The organism is Streptomyces sp. CC228A (assembly GCF_021390935.1).
GTDB lineage: Bacteria > Actinomycetota > Actinomycetes > Streptomycetales > Streptomycetaceae > Streptomyces.
In genome coordinates this window covers 360,631-379,494 of the sequence record NZ_JAJPUI010000004.1, presented here as the reverse complement: position 1 = coordinate 379,494, position 18,864 = coordinate 360,631, and the positions used below count along the sequence as shown (strand labels likewise).

General features: G+C 74.0%; 14 protein-coding genes and 1 pseudogene. 2 read left to right on the top strand and 13 right to left on the bottom strand.

What is annotated here, in order from left to right:
* Positions 1–39: 39 nt before the first annotated feature.
* Both L6E17_RS14570 and L6E17_RS14565 read left to right on the top strand, forming a co-directional pair.
* On the top strand, positions 40–810 hold the full coding sequence (locus L6E17_RS14570) for an IclR family transcriptional regulator (protein ID WP_236241206.1): 771 nt from the start codon (positions 40–42) through the stop codon (positions 808–810).
* 313 nt (positions 811–1,123) lie between these two features.
* Entirely contained in the window at positions 1,124–1,564 is a 441-nt protein-coding gene (locus L6E17_RS14565) for a hypothetical protein (protein WP_236241205.1), read from the top strand.
* Positions 1,565–1,695: 131 nt separating this feature from the next.
* Here L6E17_RS14565 and L6E17_RS14560 read toward each other — a convergent pair whose 3' ends face one another.
* The 13 genes and pseudogenes from L6E17_RS14560 to L6E17_RS14500 form a co-directional block, all read right to left on the bottom strand.
* Positions 1,696–2,259: a hypothetical protein gene (locus L6E17_RS14560; protein WP_236241204.1), complete on the bottom strand. Its 564-nt coding sequence runs from the start codon at positions 2,257–2,259 to the stop codon at positions 1,696–1,698.
* Between the two features lie 19 nt (positions 2,260–2,278).
* The gene (locus tag L6E17_RS14555) at positions 2,279–5,125 is read right to left on the bottom strand and encodes a DNRLRE domain-containing protein (RefSeq protein WP_236241203.1); all 2,847 of its coding nucleotides are present in this window, start codon (positions 5,123–5,125) and stop codon (positions 2,279–2,281) included.
* Positions 5,126–5,467: 342 nt separating this feature from the next.
* Positions 5,468–6,787, bottom strand: a complete 1,320-nt coding sequence (locus L6E17_RS14550) for a polysaccharide lyase family 1 protein (protein WP_236241202.1) — start codon at positions 6,785–6,787, stop codon at positions 5,468–5,470.
* Between the two features lie 31 nt (positions 6,788–6,818).
* Positions 6,819–7,634: a rhamnogalacturonan acetylesterase gene (locus L6E17_RS14545; protein WP_236241351.1), complete on the bottom strand. Its 816-nt coding sequence runs from the start codon at positions 7,632–7,634 to the stop codon at positions 6,819–6,821.
* Between the two features lie 94 nt (positions 7,635–7,728).
* Entirely contained in the window at positions 7,729–9,081 is a 1,353-nt protein-coding gene (locus L6E17_RS14540) for a sugar ABC transporter substrate-binding protein (RefSeq protein ID WP_236241201.1), read from the bottom strand.
* Positions 9,082–9,344: 263 nt separating this feature from the next.
* Positions 9,345–10,975: pseudogene (locus L6E17_RS14535) on the bottom strand (family 43 glycosylhydrolase).
* Positions 10,972–11,826, bottom strand: coding sequence for a PmoA family protein (locus L6E17_RS14530; protein WP_236241200.1), 855 nt, complete (start codon positions 11,824–11,826; stop codon positions 10,972–10,974). The pseudogene L6E17_RS14535 and the gene L6E17_RS14530 overlap by 4 nt, the downstream one beginning before the upstream one ends.
* Positions 11,823–12,968 (bottom strand): Gfo/Idh/MocA family protein, encoded by a 1,146-nt coding sequence (locus L6E17_RS14525; protein ID WP_236241199.1) that lies wholly within the window; start codon positions 12,966–12,968, stop codon positions 11,823–11,825. Before L6E17_RS14525 ends, L6E17_RS14530 begins: the two co-directional genes overlap by 4 nt.
* Before the next feature lie 182 nt (positions 12,969–13,150).
* Positions 13,151–14,062, bottom strand: a complete 912-nt coding sequence (locus L6E17_RS14520) for a carbohydrate ABC transporter permease (RefSeq protein WP_236241198.1) — start codon at positions 14,060–14,062, stop codon at positions 13,151–13,153.
* A complete protein-coding gene (locus tag L6E17_RS14515) occupies positions 14,062–14,991 on the bottom strand; it encodes a carbohydrate ABC transporter permease (RefSeq protein WP_236241197.1) in 930 nt (309 codons plus the stop codon). Before L6E17_RS14515 ends, L6E17_RS14520 begins: the two co-directional genes overlap by 1 nt.
* A gap of 130 nt (positions 14,992–15,121) precedes the next feature.
* Positions 15,122–16,861, bottom strand: coding sequence for an L-arabinonate dehydratase (araD, locus tag L6E17_RS14510; RefSeq protein WP_236241196.1), 1,740 nt, complete (start codon positions 16,859–16,861; stop codon positions 15,122–15,124).
* Positions 16,858–17,760 (bottom strand): dihydrodipicolinate synthase family protein, encoded by a 903-nt coding sequence (locus L6E17_RS14505; RefSeq protein ID WP_236241195.1) that lies wholly within the window; start codon positions 17,758–17,760, stop codon positions 16,858–16,860. Before L6E17_RS14505 ends, araD begins: the two co-directional genes overlap by 4 nt.
* Positions 17,761–17,880: 120 nt before the next feature.
* Positions 17,881–18,558, bottom strand: coding sequence for a GntR family transcriptional regulator (locus L6E17_RS14500; RefSeq protein ID WP_236241194.1), 678 nt, complete (start codon positions 18,556–18,558; stop codon positions 17,881–17,883).
* Positions 18,559–18,864 lie beyond the last annotated feature (306 nt).

Genomic DNA, 18,864 nt, shown 5'->3' with positions numbered 1-18,864 from the left:
GGGAACTCTATTAACGGGCGTCTGAAGGGGTCAAGAGCGATGTCTGCGACCGAATCCGCCGGCGGGCCGGTCAAGTCGGCAGTGCGCACGGTGGAGTTGCTGGAGTACTTCGCCGGCAGCCCCGGCATGCACGCGCTCGCCGCCGTGCAGGAGGCGGTGGGCTACCCCAAGTCCAGCCTGTACATGCTGCTGCGCACCCTCGTGGAGCTCGGCTGGGTGGAGACCGACGCGACCGGCACCCGCTACGGCATCGGGGTGCGGGCCCTGCTGGTCGGCACCTCGTACATCGACGGCGACGAGGCGGTGGCAGCCGCCCGCCCCGCACTCGACCGGCTCTCCGACGACACCACCGAGACCGTCCAGCTGGCCCGGCTGGACGGCACCAGCGTGGTCAGCCTCGCCACCCGCCGCGCCCAGCACCACCTGCGCCCCTCCACCCGGGTGGGGCGCCGGCTGCCCGTCCACTCCACCGCGCTCGGCAAGGTGCTGCTGGCGGAGCTCGGCGACGACCGGGTCCGCACGCTGCTGCCGGAGGTCCTCCCGGCGTACACCCCGCACACGATCACCGACCGGGAGCGGCTCGTCGACGAACTGGCCGCCGTGCGGGAGCTCGGGTACGCCGTGGACCGCGAGGAGAACACGCTGGGGCTGCGCTGCTTCGCCGTCACCGTGCCCTACCGCAGCCCCGCCCGGGACGCCCTCAGCTGCTCCGTGCCGGCGGCCCGGCTCACCCCCGCGCACGAGCAGCGCGTCAGGGACGCTCTGGTCGACGCCCGCGACCGGCTGACACTCGCCACCCGGCGGCTCTGACCCCCGGGTCGCACACGCCGCCGCCCGCGGAAGCCTCGCCCCCTGGGGGCGCCTCCGCCGCCTCCCGGGGGCTTGGCCGCTCCGGCAGGGGCCTCCGCCGCCCCGGCTCAACGCCGGCCGCTTCACGTCGCGCCCTTTTGACGGCCCGGCGACGCGGGGCTCCGGCTCTCCAAGTCGGGGGCGGGCATGGGCCGTTGTGTCGCGGGGTGATAAGCAGGGGGTGGCGGCGCGTCGGCGGCGGGCGCCGGTTCCCGCGCCGCGCTGCGAGCCGCCGCACCAGCCGCACCCCTGCCGACGCCCTGGAGGCCCCGCGATGCCCGCCCGCGACCCGTTCCGGTTCCGCCCCCGCTCCGCGTCCGGTTGGACCATGGCGGTGTTCGGACTGCTGGCGACGTCACTGGGCGTGGTCGGGCTCCTGTCTCCGGACGCCCTGCTGGCGTCCATGGGGTTCGCGCCGGTGCCCGAAGGGCAGCGGGCCGACGGCGACCACACCCTGGTCTTCCTGACCGCCTCGTCGATGGCGGCGGTCAACATGGGGGTGTACTACCTGCTCGCGGCGCTGGCCGACTGGCGGGCGTTCTACCGATGGACGGTGCCGTTCCGGCTGCTGACCTGCGCCGTGTTCACGGCCGCCGTACTCGCGGGGCGCGCCCCCGCCGGATTCCTCGGCGTGGGCGCGTGGGAGGGGCTGGGCGCGCTGGCGACGTGGGCGGCGCTGCGGTACGACGACCGCCGCCGCACCCCGGCCCCTTAGCCCCGGGAGGAGCAAGAGGACGGGGTCGACGCCGTGCCGGACCACCGGGCCCGGCGCGGACGGCACGAACAGGCCCCCGGCGGATCACCGGGGGCCTGAGGGCCGTACGCCTACCTACGCCGCTGCACGACTCAGCCGGTCCGCACGGTGAACCCGCACCACGCGGTCCACTCGGAGGCGGCCGCGCCGTCCTGGACGCGCACGCGCCAGCGGTAGCCACCGTCGGCCAGAGCGTCCTGGGGCACCTGGAAGGCGGCATTCTGGCTGGTGGCGCTGACCAGTTGCTTGCGCAGCACGCGGGTGCCGTCCGCCTGCTCGACTTCGAACACCACCCGGCGGCCGGGATCCGGCGCCCCGGGCTTCTCCACCGTGCCGGGCGGTGCGACGGACTCCAGCGTCGCCGCCAGGGTCGCCGAGCCGGACGTCACGAGCGGCTTCTGCGGCGCGGCGCAGAACTGGAAGCCCGCGTACGGGCCGTCCGAGATCCGCGGGTTGGCGGGGGTCTTCAGCAGCCGGTCGGGACCGGGCTCGGCGGTCGCCGCGGCCGGCACCGTACGGTCCCCGGCCGACGTGCCCTGACCGCCCCCGGCGGCAAGGGACAGCGGAGCGGCGATCCCCGCGGCCGCCAGCGCGGCCACCGCCGCGACGGCGAACCGGGTGGGCCGTGCACCGGACGCTCTGGTGAACAGACGCATCGCTTTGCTCTCCTCTCGGCTACTTCACGTACAGGACGTGGTCGGGTGTCTCGACGGGGTTGACCGCCACGCACTGGTACGCGGTCCAGCGGTGCTCGGCGACGAGCCGCTCGCCCAGCGCGTCGCAGCCGCCCAGGTTGTGCAGGTGCTCGTACTTCACCCAGTCCGCGGCGGAGTTCGGCGTCAGCTTCGTCGCGCCGACGTGCTGCGCGACCCGGTTGCCCAGGGTGACGCCGTCCGTGCCGTCCCACCTGTAGTGGACACCGAGCCAGACGCGGCCGATCGCGTTCTCCTCTGCGGCCGCGGAGAAGCTGGAGAAGGTCCGGGTCACGCCGAGGGCGTTCGGATCCTCCGTCGTCCCGGTGAAGGTCTTGCTGTCCGTGCCGAACCACTGCTCCATGGCCTTGGCCCACGCCGCGCCGAACGTGGCGTGGCCCGAGGTGTACGCGGGGAACGCCGGGGAGAAGTGCGTGCCCTGCAGGTCGTAGGAGAGCGGCTGCCAGTTCGGGTCGGCGGTCGTTGCGGCGTTGCCGTCCCCGTCGAGCTGGATCGCCGACTCCGGCCGCCACAGATCGATGTCCGTCAGGTACTTGCTGTCCCACGAGGCGATGCCCGCGTCCGCCATGGAGAACGCCACCAGCGCGAACATCTTCGCGTTCGCGGCCACGGTCAGCCCCTCCTGCCGCGACAGGATCTGCGTGAACTCGAAGAGCTGGCCCGGCGGCTTGTACGTCGAGTCCAGGTCGTTGGCCCAGAAGAGGGCGGCCTGCTTCTGGTCCTCCGTGCGCGTCGCCGACTCGGCGCCGCCGAGCTCCTTCACCTCGTTGACCTGGGCCGCGTACTCCGGGCTCGCCAGCAGCGCGCTCATCGAGGTGTGCCCGGCGGGTCCGGCGGGCCGGAACTGCGAACCGGACGTCATCGCGAACGGCTTCACCAGCCCCCAGCCCGGCGTGGCCGCCGGTGTCCCGTCGGTCGGCCGCCAGTAGCCGGGCGTCTCACTCCCCGGGTACGGCACCACCGTCGCCGCACCGTCGCCCTCACGCGCCTCCAGCATCGCGGCGGCGGCCTGCTGCCCCACGGACGTGCCCGCGGATCGCTGCTCCGCCGTGACGGTGCCGGGGATCGTGGACCGGGCGGTCGCGATCTCGTCGTCGAAGTCGATCCCGGGGAACACCGCCCGCAGCACGTCGAACGCGGCGTGGTCGATGGCGCTGTTGACGTCCGGCACCGCGCCGTTCGAGGCCGTCGCCTTGGTCAGGTACGGCGCGCCGAGGCACCGCGTCTCCCCTTCGGCGCACTTGGCGGAGTTCACCGCGTCGTAGATCGCGCCGTGCATCATGGCGCCCGCCCGGGCCAGCGGCCCCGGCGCCCCGCCGACCTCCCGGAACGTCTGCTGCAGCACGTCGTTCCAGTACACGACGTGGTCCTTGACCGGGTCGGCCGGGGTCTCGTACGTCACGAGGATCGACGGCGCGTCGGCGTCCTCGCTGGACGCGAAGATCTTGAACGCGTCGGTGTCGGTCCCGTCCGTGGCGCGCAGCCCCAGCGTGTCCACGGCGCGGTCCACACCGGACCACTGCTTGACGACGGAGGTGATGTCCTCCGATATCCACCGCGGCCCGCAGTCGGCGTTGCCGTGCGTCTGCGTGGAGGTGGCCGCCTTGGTGCGCCAGGCCGGCTGGTTGCTCCAGCGGGTGCTCGCGGAGACCGTGCCGGTGTCCCAGATCTCCCAGGACGTCGGCGTGCACGTGTCCGACCAGACCGCGAACAGGTTGAGCTCGGCGTTCAGGATGTCCTGACCGGTGACGGCGTCGGTGCGCGGGAAGGAGATGAAGGACCTGGCCTCGTTCTTCTGCCACTCGCGGCCCACCCGCAGTCCGGAGGCGCCGGACAGGTCGGCGGTCTCCCCCTCGATGACCGTGGTGTCGAAGTCCGTACCGAAGTAGACCGCGGGGTCGATGGTGACCGGGTACCGCGTGTCCTCGTCGGCGAGGAACTCCCGGTCGGCGGAGACGGACAGGCTGTACCCGTCCTCTCCCTGCGCCGGCACCACTTCCACGTCGACGTCCGCCCGGTTGGTGGCGGCCCGGCCCCGCTCGTCGCGGGAGGCGTCCCACATCACCGGTGTCGGCATCGTGGCCACGGTCTTGTTCGTGACCGCGTCGGTGAAGGTGAGGGAGCGGTCGGCGGCGTTCTTCTTCGCCTTCAGCCCCTTGATGCCGAGCGGCAGGCTGAAGGTGGCGGCGCGCTCGGCGGCGGCCCGGTCCTTCACGACGAGGTACTGCTCGAAGCCGGTCCGGGTCGCCTCCACGACGAGGTCGGTGCCGGGGCGGACGTCGACGTACGTCGCCCGGTGCCCCTTCAGCTCGGGCTCGGGCAGTGCGCCCTCCCACCCGAGGGACACGGCGTGGTCTGCGCCCCCGAGGGTGACGAGGTCCCCGCCCGCAGCGCCGGTGCGCCCGGCCAGCCGCAGCCCGTGCGGGTGCCCCTTGGGCCGGACGGAACCGTCGGCCCCGCGGACGAGCGTGGTGTCCACCGGCACCCACGTCCCGCCCTTGCGGAAGCGGACGGGGCCGGCGTGCGTCTCCAGCGACATGGTGCCGTCGGGGTTGGCCCACAGGGTGGTGGTCTCGGTGCGCGCGCCGACGACCTCGACGCGCCGGTCCTGCGCCGCCGCGGTCAGCCGCTCGGCGGCCTCCTCGCCGACGGCCGCCGAGGAGGCGGTCTTCGCAGTCGTGGCCGGGGGGTGCGGTGCGGCGGCCGCAGGCGCGGCCGCGGAGACGATCAGCCCTGCCTCCGCGAGCAGGACCAGGGAGAGCGGAACGGCGATCCGTGCCCGTCGCGAGCCGGAACCGGCTCGCCGCATTGATCTGCCCCCGGGCAGGTGGGTCGATCCTTGCACGTGTTTCAGCCTCCAGGACAGTTGCTACGTAAGAACTGCATGAGAACTGGCACGCGAACACTTGCAGTGCACAACAGAACGTGTCCAACGACTTTCGCCGACCGCGGAAACCCCGCAGGTCTCCGCCGGAACCGGGAACTCCGCAGCATTCCGGGGAAGTTGGAGATATCCCGTCCCCACCCCGCCGCCGCCCCGAGCGCTGCGGCGCCGCAGGGCAGCGGGGTGCGGCGGCCGCGGCGACGGTGGGGGGTCCGCCGCCGCGGCCGCGGCGGTGCGGGGGCGCCGCACCGCCCCCGCACGGGTCCGTCAGCAGACCCGGCCGGCGCCCGCGCGCGCAGTGAGGAGGCCGGGCAGGGCGCGCGGGTGGTCGACCCTGGCCCGCAGGGTCGGCGTCCAGCCCGCGCCGGACCGCAGAGCCTCCTCCGGGAACTGCGCGTTGTGGACGGCGAGGAGGTCGACCGGCCGGCCGTTGACGTGGTTGCCGGCCACCGTGACCGGGGCGTCCTTCCACTTCTTGAGGATCCGGCCGGCCTCCACGCCCGCCGGCAGGGAGAAGGAGTTCTTCTCGGCGACGAGCTGCGACTCGAAGCCGATGCCCCAGCTGTAGCCGTAGCGCTCCGCCGGGACCACGTAGTGGTTGTTGTACGCGTCGACCTTGCCGAAGCGGACCCGCGGGGCGCGCTCGACGACGTCCTTGAAGACGTTGTGGTGCAGGGTGACGCGGAGCCTGCCCCGGTCGGTGGCGCCCGCGCCGTCGCTGTTGCCGATCATGAGGGTCTTGTCGTGGTCGGCGAAGACGTTCCACGAGGCCGTGACGAGGTCGGCGCCGCGCACGATGTCGAGTTCGCCGTCGTGCTGCTGGTAGAGCTCCCCGTAGTAGCGGGGCAGCGAGCTGTCCGGGTGGCGGCCGTCCGTGAACGTGTTGTGGTCGATCCACACGTGGGTGGAGCCGTACACGACCATCGCGTCGTACTCGGAGTTCCACGCGCCCCGCGCCCCGTCGGTGGGGTCCCACTGGGGGAAGCAGTCCAGGGGGCTCTCCAGGGTGAGGTTGCGGATGATGACGTTGTCGACGCCCTTGATCTGGAGGCTGCCGCCGGTGATGCCGGCGTCGCGCCCCACGCCCACGATGGTGGTGTTGGCGGGCACGAACGCCTTGATGGCCGCGGCCTGGTTCTTCGCGGAGGCCGCGCGCGCGTCCTCCTGGGGGCCGCTCACCTCCCTGTCGTGGCCCCACACGGCCGGGTCGTAGTCCGCGAGGTAGCGGTCGAAGTCGTAGCCGGGCGCCTCGAACGCCGCGCAGCCGTCCCGGGTGGCGTCGAGCGTGCCCACCACGCGGATGATCTTCGGGGCGTCGCCCCCGGCGGCGAGGGCGGCCCGGAACTCCTCCCAGGTGGTGACCGTGTGGACGTGGTCGGCACCGGCGCCGGCGCCGCCCGTGGTGCCGCCCTCGGCGGACGCCCAGCCGTCCGAGGCGGGGAGGGTCTGGCGGGCGAGGTCCCGGCCGCCGCCGGGGGCACCGCTCGCGGGGGCGGAGAGGGACAGGGTGAGGGCGGTGCAGCCGGCCACGGCCGCGGCCGTGCCGGTGATCCTGCGCCGTGCTGCGGAGGGGGTACGGGTACGCATGTGCGGCTCCTTGGGGTGCGGTGGTTGCGGGTCAGCCCTGCGGCCAGGTGATCCACTCGGCCGGTACGGGGTCGTCGAGGCGGCGCACCTCGCCGGGGTGCAGCACGCCGGCCTCGGTCAGGGCGCGGGCGGCCATGCGGGCCACCTCGACGGCGCCGCGCGGGCGGAAGTGGGTGTTGTCCTGCTTGCCGTCCGGGTGGTGGGGCGACTCGCCGGGCGCCAGCCAGAGGAAGTGGTCCTTGGTCGCCTCGGGGCCGAGCCGCTGCCACGCGGCGAGCGAGGCGGCCTGGAGGTCGGCCAGTGGCACGCCGTGCTCCGCGGCCAGGGCGCGCATGGCGGCGGGGTAGGCGCCGTGGGTGGGCAGGGCGTTGCCGGCCGCGTCGAAGCGGCGCCGCTCCACGGAGGTGAGGAGGACCGGTCGGGCGCCGCGCTCCCGCGCTCCCCGGACGTAGCGCAGGAGGTGCTCCTGGTACGTCGTCCAGGGCTCGGTGTGGCGGGAGGGGTCGGCGGCCTTCTGGTCGTTGTGGCCGAACTGGACGAGGAGGAGGTCGCCGGGGCGGAGGGCGGCCAGGATCGGTTCGAGGCGACCCTCGTCGAGGAAGCTCTTGGAACTGCGGCCGTTGACCGCGTGGTTGGCCACCTTCAGGCGGGGGGTGAGGAAGAAGGGCAGGGCCATGCCCCAGCCGGTCTCGGGGGCGGCGGCCGCGGTCTTCTGCGCGGCCGTGGAGTCGCCCGCGAGGTACAGGGTGCGGGTCCTCGGCGGGGCGGCGGCCGCCGTACGGGGGGCGGCGGCTGCCAGGGGAAGGGCGGCGAGCGCCGCCATGGTCTGCCTGCGGCTCGGGGACACGTCGACGTGCCTCGCTCTCATAGGGGGAGGGCGGCCGGCGGCGGGGCGCGACCCGGACCGCCGCCGGCCGGTTCGGTGGGTTCGGCGGCGGGCGTCAGTCCTTCTTGAACTGCTCGTTCCACTCCGCCTGGGCGGCGTCGAGCTGCTTCGCCAGGGTGTCCAGGAAGTCCTTCGCGCTCATCGTGCCGAGCAGTACCTTCTGGAAGCCGGGCTCGTTCTCCGACTTGCTGATCTTGTTCCAGTCGGGCAGGTAGTACGGCAGCTGCACGATGGCGGTGGAGCCGTCGGTGAGGGCCTGGGCGCCCAGCTTGGTGGCCTCGGCCTCCTCCAGCCACGGGTCCCCGGCGGCTTCCGTGTTGGCGGGGATGGCGCCGGCGGAGCGGTTCCACTTGCTGTTGGACTCGTGGGAGACGGCGAACTCGATGAACTTCCAGGCGGCAGCCTTGTTCTTGCTGGTGCGGAAGAGGCCGAGGCCGTCGACCGGGTTGGAGACCGTCACCCGCTTGCCGTCCGCGGCGGACGGGTTGGGGATGCCGGCGAACTTGTCCTTGCCCAGCGCCTTCACGTGGTCCGCGTAGGAGCCGAGGTTGTGGTGCACCATGGCGATGCTGCCCGAGTCGAACTGGGCGTTCATCTTCTTGAAGTCGTTGTTGACGTCGGCCTCGGGCGTGGTCTTCTTGTACAGGCCGACGTACCGCTCCAGCGCGGCGACGTTCCTCGGGTCGTTGACGGTGGTGGTGTCGCCGTTCCAGAACTCCGTGATGCCGGACTGCCCGTACATCGCGTCGAGGGCCTGCGCGATGGAGCCGGACCCGCCGCGGATGGTGTAGCCGAACTTGTTCGCCTTGGCGTCGGTGAGCTTCTCGGCCGCGGTGTAGAACGCGTCCCACGTCGTGGGGGCGGCCAGGCCGGCCTGTTCGAAGAGGTCGGTGCGGTAGTAGAGGACGCCGTTGCTGGCGGAGGTCGGCACGGTGTACATCTCGTCGCCGCGGCCGCCCGCCGTCTTCACGGACTCCACCATGCCGGGCACCAGCTTGCCCTTCAGGGAGGAGCCCTCGATGCGCTCGCCGACCGGGTCGAGGGCGTTCTGCGCCACCATGTTGGCGAGGTAGGCGGCGCCGACGCCGCCGACGTCGGGCAGGCCGCCGCCCGCGATGGCGGTGTCGTACTTGGACTGGACGTCCTCGCTGGGGATGGGGACGTACGTGACCTCGATGTCGGGGTGCTGCTTCTCGAAGTCCTCGATGATCTCCTGCCAGACGGCGGTCCGCACGCCGCCGTTGTTGTCCCAGAAGGTGATGGTGCCGGTGCCGGGGCCCTCCTGGCCGGCGGCGCCGCTGCCGTCGTCGCCGCAGGCGGTGGCGGTCAGGGCGAAGGCGGCGGCCAGGGCGGCGGCCAGGGCCCGCCGTCCGGGTCCTCTGCGGCTGGTGCTGGGGGTGGTGGTCATGGTCGGCTCTCTTCTCTGCGGGTGCGGATGCGGATGCGGGTGCGGGTGCGGGTGCGGGTGCGGATACGGATGCGGATACGGATGCGGATGCGGATGCGGATGCGGGTGCGGGTGCGGGTCGAGCGGGGTGCCCGGTGCGGCGGCGGTGGGGGCGGTGGCCGGCCGCGTGCCGGGGCCGGTTCCCGGTCCGGTACGGGGCCCGGGCCCGACCCCGGGCGGTAAGCGCTTGCTGAGGGGGTGCATCGGCGCGGCTCCCCACGGGCTCATCGCGGAAAAGGGCAGGTCCTACGGCGTGACGGGGTGACGCGGAAGCCGGTGAACGCGGCCGTCCCCGCCGCGCCCGGTCCCTCGGGCGCGGCGGCGAACAGCGCCAGCAGGGCGCCCACCCACCGCCACGGCGCGGCGGCGAAGACGGGGCCCGACGGCTGCCAGCCGCCGCCCGCGTCGTAGGCGAACCGGCAGCGGGCGCCCGCCGACACCTCGACCCGCACCCGCACCCGGCCGCCGGACGGCGCCGGGCCCGGGTGCGCGGCGTCCCGCTCCCGGTCCGCCACGGCCTCGGCGAAGCGGTGCACCACGCGCACCGCCCCGTCCGCGCCGCGCTCCAGGCCGAGCCAGGCGTAGGCGTCGCCGAGCACGCCGAGCCCGGCCCGCGCCCCCGGCAGCGCGTCGTCGGCCAGGGCCAGCGCCACCTCGGCCGTGAAGGTCTCGGCCGGCAGCCGCTGCGTGAGCACGTGGGGCAGCAGCCGCAGGTCGTGGGCGGCGGCCGAGCGGACGCAGCTCAGGCGCAGCCCCTCCCCGCCGTGCTCGACGGCCCATCCGGCGGTGCGGTCCCGGTCGACGCCGTCCGGACCGGGTCGGGGGCCGGCGGGTTGGCGGTCCACTGCCACTGCGGGCCGAACCGGCCGCCGGGGAAGGTGTCGTCGGTCGCCGGCGCCGCGGGGGGCTGGGGCGGGGCGGCCGGTTTGCGGTGCCGCGCCACGGGCTCGCCCGCGTCCCCCATGACGGGCCAGCCGTCCTCGTCCCAGGTCATGGGCTGGAGGTGCACCACCCGGCCGTACGGGCCGCGGGCCTGGAAGTGCAGGAACCAGTCCTCGCCTGCCGGGGTGCGCACCCAGCCGCCCTGGTGGGGGCCGTTGACGCCGGTGCGGCCCTGGGCGAGGACGGTGCGCTCCTCGTACGGGCCGGCGAAGTCGCGCGAGCGGAAGGCGCCCTGCCAGCCGGTCTCCACTCCCCCGGCGGGCGCCAGGATCCAGAACCAGCCGTCGTGCCGGTAGAGCTTGGGCCCTTCGAGGGTGAACCAGCCGGGGATGCGGTCGCCGTCGACCAGGATCCTGCCCTCGTCGAGGAGGGTCCGGCCGTCGCGGCTCATGCGGTGGCCGGTGAGGCGGTTCTTGATGCCGGCGCGGGACCTGGCCCACGCGTGCACCAGGTACGCCTCGCCGGTCTCCTCGTCCCACAGGGGGCAGGCGTCGATGAGGCCCTTGCCCTCCTTCAGCAGGTGGGGGGTGGTCCACGGCCCGCGGACGTCCTCGGCGCTGATCTGGTAGACGCCGTGGTCGGGGTCGCCCCAGAAGATCCAGAAGCGGCCGTCGGCGTGGCGCAGGGACGGCGCCCACACGCCGCCGTCGTGGCGGGGCGCGGTGAACGCGGCCTCGGGGGTGAGCCGTTCCAGTGCGTGGCCGACGAGGGTCCAGTTGACGAGGTCGCGGGAGTGCAGCAGGGGCAGCCCGGGGACGCGGCCGAAGCTGGACGCGGTGAGGTAGAAGTCGCCGCCGACGGCGAGGACGTCCGGGTCGGACCAGTCGGCGTGGAGCACGGGGTTGCGGTAGGTGCCGTCGCCGAGGTCGGCGGTCCCGAGGGGGTGCGCCGCCGGGCGGGGGCCGGGGGTCATGACAGCGCCTTCCGTACGAGCGCGGCGGCGGCGGCCCGGTCCAGGCGGCCGTCGGCGACGACGGTGGCCACGCGCCGTACGACGGTGCCGCCCGCGGGCAGCGGGAGGCGGGCGTCCCAGGCCAGGGCCGAGCCGACGCCCGGGTAGTCGGAGGTGCGCACGAACCACGGGTCCGCGCGGGTCGCGCCGGTCGCCCCGGCGAAGACCAGGGTCCAGCCGGCGTCCGGGGAGGAGCCGCCGCCCCGCAGGGCGAGCCAGTCGGCGGTCCGTCCGTGGACGGCGTCTTCGCCCTCGGCGTCGGCCGTGAACACGTCGGGCGCGGCCGGTTCCTTGGGGGCGCGCCAGAAGAAGCCGCCGTAGCCGGCTCCGGGGCGGCCGTTGGTGGCCGGGGAGCCGATGGTCAGGTCGCGGCGGCCGGGGTTGGTGAGGCAGAAGGCGACGTCCAGGGCCCAGGCGCCGGCGGTGAGTGCGGTGGCGGCGACCGTGCGGCGCTCCCGCAGCACCTCCGTACCCCCGGAGGTCCAGGTCAGGTCCTCCACGAAGCCGTCGGGGTCGCAGAGCTTGAAGCCGTCGTGGCGCTGCTCGCCGTGGTTGTCGAGCGCGGTCGGGCCGCGGCCGCGGACGAAGGTGCGGCCGCCCCAGAAGTTCAGCCCTGCCACGTCGGGCACGGCGATGCCGGCGCCGAGGTGGTGCGGGTGGTCGTCGGGCAGTTCCTCGGTGACGGGTGTGCCGCCGAGGGTGGTGACGGGGTGCAGGTAGGGGCGTGGGGAGAACCGCGCGGGCAGGTCCGGCCGCTGGAGGTAGCGGGCGACGGTCCGGCCGCCGCAGCGCAGGTCCAGGCTGTGCGTCATGAGTCGGTCGCCTCCAGCTCGGAGAAGAGGGAGAGGGTGTCGGCGCTCGCGTGGACGAGGCTGTCGACGCCCTTGACGATCCGGCGGGCTCCGGCTTCGTCGCGGTACCAGCGGTCGGGGGGCAGCGGCCGCGGGTCGGGGGCGGTGCGGACGGCCTCGACGACCCTCATGAAGGCGCCGGTGCGCTCCGGCGGGACGAGCAGCTCCTCGCCGCGGGTGACGTGGCGGACGAGGTTCTCCAGCAGGTCGGTGCGGCCGTACTCGGTCTCGACGGGCCCGTGTCCCGCGCGCTGCAGCAGGACCCGGTCCTGCTTGTACCAGAAGGTGATGCGGCCGCGGCTGCCGTGGACCATCACGTACGGCTCGCCGGGCTGCTCGGCGCAGAGGGTCACGGCGGCGGTGACGGGGATGCCGCCGCGGGTGGTGACGCGTACGCAGGAGGTGTCGTCGGACTCGATGTCGTTGGCGCGGGCGAGCTCCAGCTCGATGCCGGCGACGTCGTCGGCGTGCGTGCTGCCGGCGAGGGCGAGGGCGGTGGCCACGGCGTGGGCGAGCGGGTTGGTGAGGACGCCGTCGACGACGTCGGCTCCGCCCATGCGGCGCCTGCCCGCCCACGGGGAGCGGCGGTAGTACGCCTCGTCGCGGGCCCAGGCGCCGGCGGCCCCGACGCCGGTGACCTCACCGAGGGCGCCGTCGGCGACGAGGGCGGCGATGGCGGGCAGGGCGTGGGAGCCGAGCGACTGGAAGCCGATCTGGCAGGCGGTCCCGGCGTCCCGTACGGCCGCGGCGATGCGCCGGAAGTCGGCTTCGGAGGGGGCGGGCGGCTTCTCCAGCAGGAGGTGGACGCCGCGCCGGGCGGCGGTGAGGGCGAGGTCGGTGTGGGTGTCGATGGGGGTGCAGACGACGGCGACGCGGGCGCCGGTGGTGTCGAGCAGGGCGGCGAAGTCGTCGGACTGGGCGGGGTCGCCGCAGCCGTCGAGTTCGGCGCTGTCCAGGGGCCGCAGTTCGCAGACCCCGGCGAGGCGGACGAGGCCGGCGCCGGTGAGGCGGCGGAGGTTGTCCAGGTGCCAGCGGCCGTGGCCCCGGGCCCCGGCGAGGACGACGGGGACCGGTGGGGCGGGGCGGCCGTCTGCGGCGGTCACGGCGGGCTCCTCGGCGGACGCGGGCGGGGCGGGCGGGGCGGGCGGGCGGGGCCGCTCGGCGCTGAGCGGGGTCGGACTCTGCGGGGCCGGGGAGGCGGGGCCCTGCGGGGCCGGGAGGCCCGCCGGGGCGGATGGTGGCGGCGGGGTCGGCGGGGTCGGCGGGGTCGGCGGGTGCACGGTCGTCAGCCCTTCACGGCGCCGGCGCTGAAGCCGGTGATGAGCCACTTCTGGATGAAGGCGAAGACGATCACGACGGGCACCGCGGCGATGACCCCGCCCGCGGCCAGGGCGCCGAGGTCGGCGCTGTCGGCGCCGATGAGGGTGTTGAGGCCGACGGGGATCGTCTGCTTGTCCTGCGCGCTGAGGAACATCAGCGCGAAGAGGAAGTGGTTCCAGCTGTGGACGAAGGCGAAGGAGCCGACGGCGACGAGGCCCGGCCGCAGCAGCGGGAGCACGACGGTGCGGAAGGCGGTGAAGCGGGAGCAGCCGTCCACCCAGGCGGCCTCCTCCAGGGAGACCGGGACGTTCTTGATGAAGCCGCTGATCAGGATGATCGACAGGGGCAGCTGGAAGACCGTCTCGGCGATGATGACGCTGCCCAGCGAGTTGATCATCCGGAGGTTGCGGAAGATCTCGAAGAGCGGCACCAGCATGAGGGCGCCCGGGATGAACTGGGAGCACAGCAGCGCCAGCATGAAGCCGTTCTTGACCCGGAAGTCGAAGCGGGCCAGCGCGTAGCCGCCGGCGAGGGCGACGACGGTGGTGGCGGCCAGGGTGGCCAGCCCGACGAGCATGCTGTTCTGGAAGAACACCCCGAAAGCGCGCTCGTTCCAGACCTTGTCGAAGTGCTCGAAGGTCATCGGCCAGGGCACCAGCGAGGTGGAACCGGCCGGCCGGAGCGCGAACAGCAGCATCCAGTAGAACGGGACCAGCGTGAAGAGCAGGTACACGGCCAGCGGCAGGTGGATCTGCCAGCGCGGCGGGTCGTCGAAGGAGCGCTCGCGCCGGGTCCTGCGGCGCGGCGCGGCCGGCGGGGCGGGGCTGCCGTGGGCGGGGGTGCGCGCGTCGGTGCGCTCCGCGAGGGCGGCGGTCATCAGCGGTCGCCTCCGAATTTGCTCAGGCGCAGATAGAGGATGGAGCAGAAGAGGAGGATCACGAACGCCACGGTGGTGAGGGCCGAGGCGTAGCCGAAGTCGTGGCCCTCGATCCCGGTGTTCGCGATCATCAGGGGCAGGGTGGTGGTGACGCCGGCCGGGCCGCCGCCGGTGAGGGTGTAGAGGAGGTCGACGTTGTTGAACTCCCACACGGCCCGCAGCAGCGTGGACAGGATGATGGCGTCCTTCAGGTGCGGCAGCGTGATGTGGAAGAACTGCCGTGCGCGGCCGGCGCCGTCGACGGAGGCGGCCTCGTAGAGGTCCTTGGGGATCGACTGGAGGTCGGCGAGGATGAGGATCGCGAAGAAGGGCACCCCGCGCCAGAGTTCGGCGACGACGGCGGCCCAGAAGACGGTGCCGGTGTCGGAGAGGACCGAGGTGCCGTACGAGCCGATGCCGAGGTCCGCGAGGTAGCGGCTGAGGCCGGTCGACGGGTTGTAGAGCAGCATCCAGATCGTCGTGGTGAGCACACCGGAGACGGCCCACGGCGAGAAGACCAGGGCGCGGGCGAGGGCGCGGCCCGCGAAGGTCTGGTTGACGATCAGCGCGAGGCCCAGGCCGAAGGCCAGTTGCAGGGCGACCTCGACGACGACCCATTTGGCGCTGAAGCCGAGCGTGGACCAGAAGAGGGGGTCCTCGGTGAAGATGCGGGTGAAGTTGTCGAGGCCGGCGTAGCCGCTCTTCCAGGGCTTGGTGACGTTGTAGTGCTGGAGGCTGTAGTAGAAGACGCTGAGCACGGGATAGGCGATGAAGCCGAGCATCAGCAGACCGGCGGGGGCGATCAGCAGGTACGGCAGGTGACGTGGGGCGGCGCCCGTGCCGCGCCGACCGGCCCGGGGTGGTTTCGCCACGGCTGCGGCTTGGGCCATGACATGTCTCCGATCATCGTTCGTACGGTCGTACGTGGGGGCGCGTGCGCGCCGTATGAAGCGCTTTCCGGATGGCGTTCGGGATACCGGACAAGAGGGGTGCAAGAGGGGTGCGGCCGGGGTCGGGAGGTCAGCCCGCGTACGGCTCGGGCACGGACCCCGGCCTGGCCAGGAACGTGAAGTCGCAGCCGGTGTCGGCCTGGGTGATGTGCTCCTGGTAGAGGGCGCCGTAGCCCCGCTCGTACGGGTGGGCGGGCGGCGTCCAGGCGGCCCGGCGCCGCGCCAGCTCCTCCTCGCCGACGTGCAGGTGCAGGGAGCGCGCGTCGACGTCCAGGGTGATCAGGTCGCCGGTGCGGACCAGGGCCAGCGGCCCGCCGACGTGGGACTCGGGCGCGACGTGCAGGGCGCACATGCCGTAACTGGTGCCGCTCATCCGGGCGTCGGAGATCCGCACCATGTCGCGCACGCCCTGCTTGAGCAGGTGGTCGGGGATCGGCAGCATCCCGTACTCCGGCATGCCGGGGCCGCCCTTGGGCCCGGCGCCGCGCAGGACGAGCACGTGGTCGGCGGTGATGCCCAGCGCCGGGTCGTTGATCGTGCGCTGCATGGTGCGGTAGTCGTCGAAGACGACGGCGGGGCCGGTGTGCTTGCGCAGGTGCTGCTCCGCGGCGATGTGCTTGACGACCGCCCCGTCCGGGCACAGGTTGCCGCGCAGCACGGCGAGCCCGCCCTCGGCGGCCAGCGGGTTGCCGCGCGGCCGGATCACCGTGTCGTCGTGGACGCGGGCGCCTTGGAGCTGCTCGCGCAGGGTGGCGTGGCCGACGGTCGGCCGGTCGAGGTGCAGCAGGTCGGTGATGCGGGACAGGAAGCCGGGCAGTCCGCCGGCGAAGTGGAAGTCCTCCATCAGGTACCGCCCGCCGGGCCGCAGGTCGGCCAGCACCGGCACCCGCCGCGCGGTGCGGTCCCAGTCGTCGAGGGTGAGCCCGACCCCGGAGCGCCCCGCCATCGCGGTCAGGTGGATGACGGCGTTGGTGGAGCCGCCGAGGGCGAGGACGGTGGTGACGGCGTCCTCGTACGCCTCCCGGGTGAGGATCCGCGACAGCCTCAGGTCCTGCCGTACGAGCTCGACGATCCGCAGGCCGGCCGCGGCCGCCATCCGGTCGTGGCCGGAGTCCACGGCGGGTATGGAGGAGGCCCCCGGCATGGTGACGCCGAGCGCCTCGGCGGCGGCGGTCAGCGTGGACGCGGTGCCCATGGTCATGCAGTGGCCCGGCGAGCGGGCGAGGCCGCTCTCCAGCTCGGCCAGCTCGCAGTCGCCGATCAGCCCGGCGCGCCGGTCGTCCCAGTACTTCCACATGTCGGTGCCGGAGCCCAGGACCTCGTTGCGCCAGTGGCCCGGCAGCATGGGCCCCGCCGGGACGAAGACGGCGGGCAGGTCCGCGGAGGCGGCGCCCATCAGCAGGGCGGGGGTGGTCTTGTCGCAGCCGCCCATGAGCACGGCCCCGTCCACCGGGTAGGACCGCAGGAGTTCCTCGGTCTCCATGGCCAGCAGGTTGCGGTACATCATCGGGGTGGGCTTCTGGAAGGTCTCGGACAGCGTGGAGACCGGGAACTCCAGCGGGAAGCCGCCCGCCTGCCACACCCCGCGCTTCACGGCCTGCGCGCGGTCCCGCAGGTGCACGTGGCAGGGGTTGATGTCGGACCAGGTGTTGAGGACGGCGATCACCGGCTTGCCGAGGTGCTCCTCGGGCAGGTAGCCGAGCTGCCGGGTGCGGGCCCGGTGGCTGAACTGCCGGAGCCCGGCGGTCGGCGCGCTGCCGTACCACTGGTGGCTGCGCAGCGGGCGGGTCGCCCGCGGCTCGCTGCTCATGCGTCCCACTCCTTGATCATGTCGGCGATCTCGGCCCGGCCGGGCTCGGGCAGCAGGCGGCTCGGCGGGCGGACGTCGCGGCGGCACAGGCCGAGGGCGGCCAGCGCCTCCTTGACCACGGTGACGTTGTTGGCGGCCTGGTCGGCGGCGCGCAGGTCCTCGAAGCGGCGGATCCGCTCCCACACCTCCAGGGCCGCCGGGTAGTCGCCGGCGCGCAGGGCCCGCAGCATGCCGAGGGAGGCCGCGGGCGAGACGTTGACCAGGCCGGAGGTGAAGCCGGTGGCGCCCATGGCCCAGTAGGAGGGGGCGTACAGCTCGGCGAGGCCGGCGACCCATACGAAGCGCTCCAGGCCGGCGTCCCGCGCCACGGCGGCGAACCGGGCGGCGTCGGGGACCGCGTACTTGACGCCGATGACGTTGGGGCACAGCTCGCCGAGCCGGGCGACGGCCGCGCCGTCCAGCAGCGGGTTGCGGATGTAGGGGACGACGCCCAGGCCGGGGACGGCGCCGGCGATCTCCCGGTGGTAGTCGATCCAGCCGTCCCGCGAGACGTACGGGTGGACGGGCTGGTGGACCATCACCATGTCGGCCCCGGCGTCCCTGGCGTGCCGGGCCGAGTCTGTGGCGGTGGGCACGTCGTGGCCGACGCCCACGAGGACGGCGGCCCGGCCGGCGGTCTCCTCGACGGTGAGCTCGGTGACGAGGCGGCGCTCGTCCGGGGTGAGGGTGTAGAACTCGCCGGTGTTGCCGCAGGGGGTCACGGCCCGTACTCCGCTGTCGAGCAGCCTGCGCAGCAGGGCGCGGTACGCGCCCCCGTCGACGTTCCCTTCGGCGTCGAACGGGGTCACGGGGATCGCGACGACGTCTGCGAGCGCCGCCCTCAGCGCTGAGTGGTCCATGCGTACCGGCCTTTCCGGAGGCTGTGTGGGTCACGTGGTCGGGTCACGGGGACGGGGCGCCCGCAGGGTCGCGGCGGGCGGCACCGGGGTGGTGCGCGGTGCGGTGGCGCGGCCGGCGGTTCAGGACCGCTGGGCGGGCACGCCGCCCTCGCCGTCCCCGGGCTCGTCGGGGAACGCCTGCCGCACGAACCCGGCGATGTGGTCGTGCAGGGCCCGTACGGCCGCGTCGGCGTCGCCCTCCCGGGCGAGCCGCAGGATCTCGCGGTGCTCGTCGGCCTCGCGCCGCCACGAGGGCTGGGCGCTCCAGGCGACGGTGGAGACCAGCGCGGCCTGGTCGCGCACCTCGTCGAGCATCCTGGCCAGCAGCGGATTGCCGCAGGGCAGGTAGAGGGCGCGGTGGAACTCCCGGTTGGCGAGGGAGCGTTCCGCCTGGTCGGCGGCGGCGTCCGCGGTGGCGAGCGCCTCCCCCGCGGCGTCCAGGGAGGCGCGCCGCGCGATGGTGCGGCGCAGCGCCTCCGGTTCCAGGAGCAGCCGCACGTCGTACACCTCGCGGGCCATGGCGGCGTCGACGGTGCGCACGGTGGCGCCCTTGTACTGGCTCATGACGACGAGCCCGGTCCCGGCGAGGGTCTTCAACGCCTCCCGTACGGGTGTCTTGGACACCCCGTAGTGCGCGGCCAGTTCGGCCTCCACCAGCGCTCTGCCGGGCGGGAGCTGCCCGGTGAGGATGGCGTGCTTGATCGCCTCCAGCACGTACTGGGTGCGGGAGGGAACGGGGCTGGGGGCGGCAAAGGCCATACGGGCGGCTCTCATATCTCGCGTATCGCGTCTCATATATGACGTACGAAGTACGACGGCGACGAACGTAGGGCGGCAACCGGTATTCGTCAACGCTTCTGACAAAACTCGACGGACGGGCCTGCCGGGCCGGAACAGCCCGGCGCCGCCCGCGAGTTGCGGGCGGAGGCGGGAGGGGACGGGAGGACCAGGGCGCGGGGGGGCCGGGGCGTTCCGGGCCCGGGAGGCGGCACCCGGGGCGCGGCGGCACTGACCGGAGCCCGGCGGGCCGACCCGCACGCGGCGGCCCGGCCCGCGCCAGGGCAT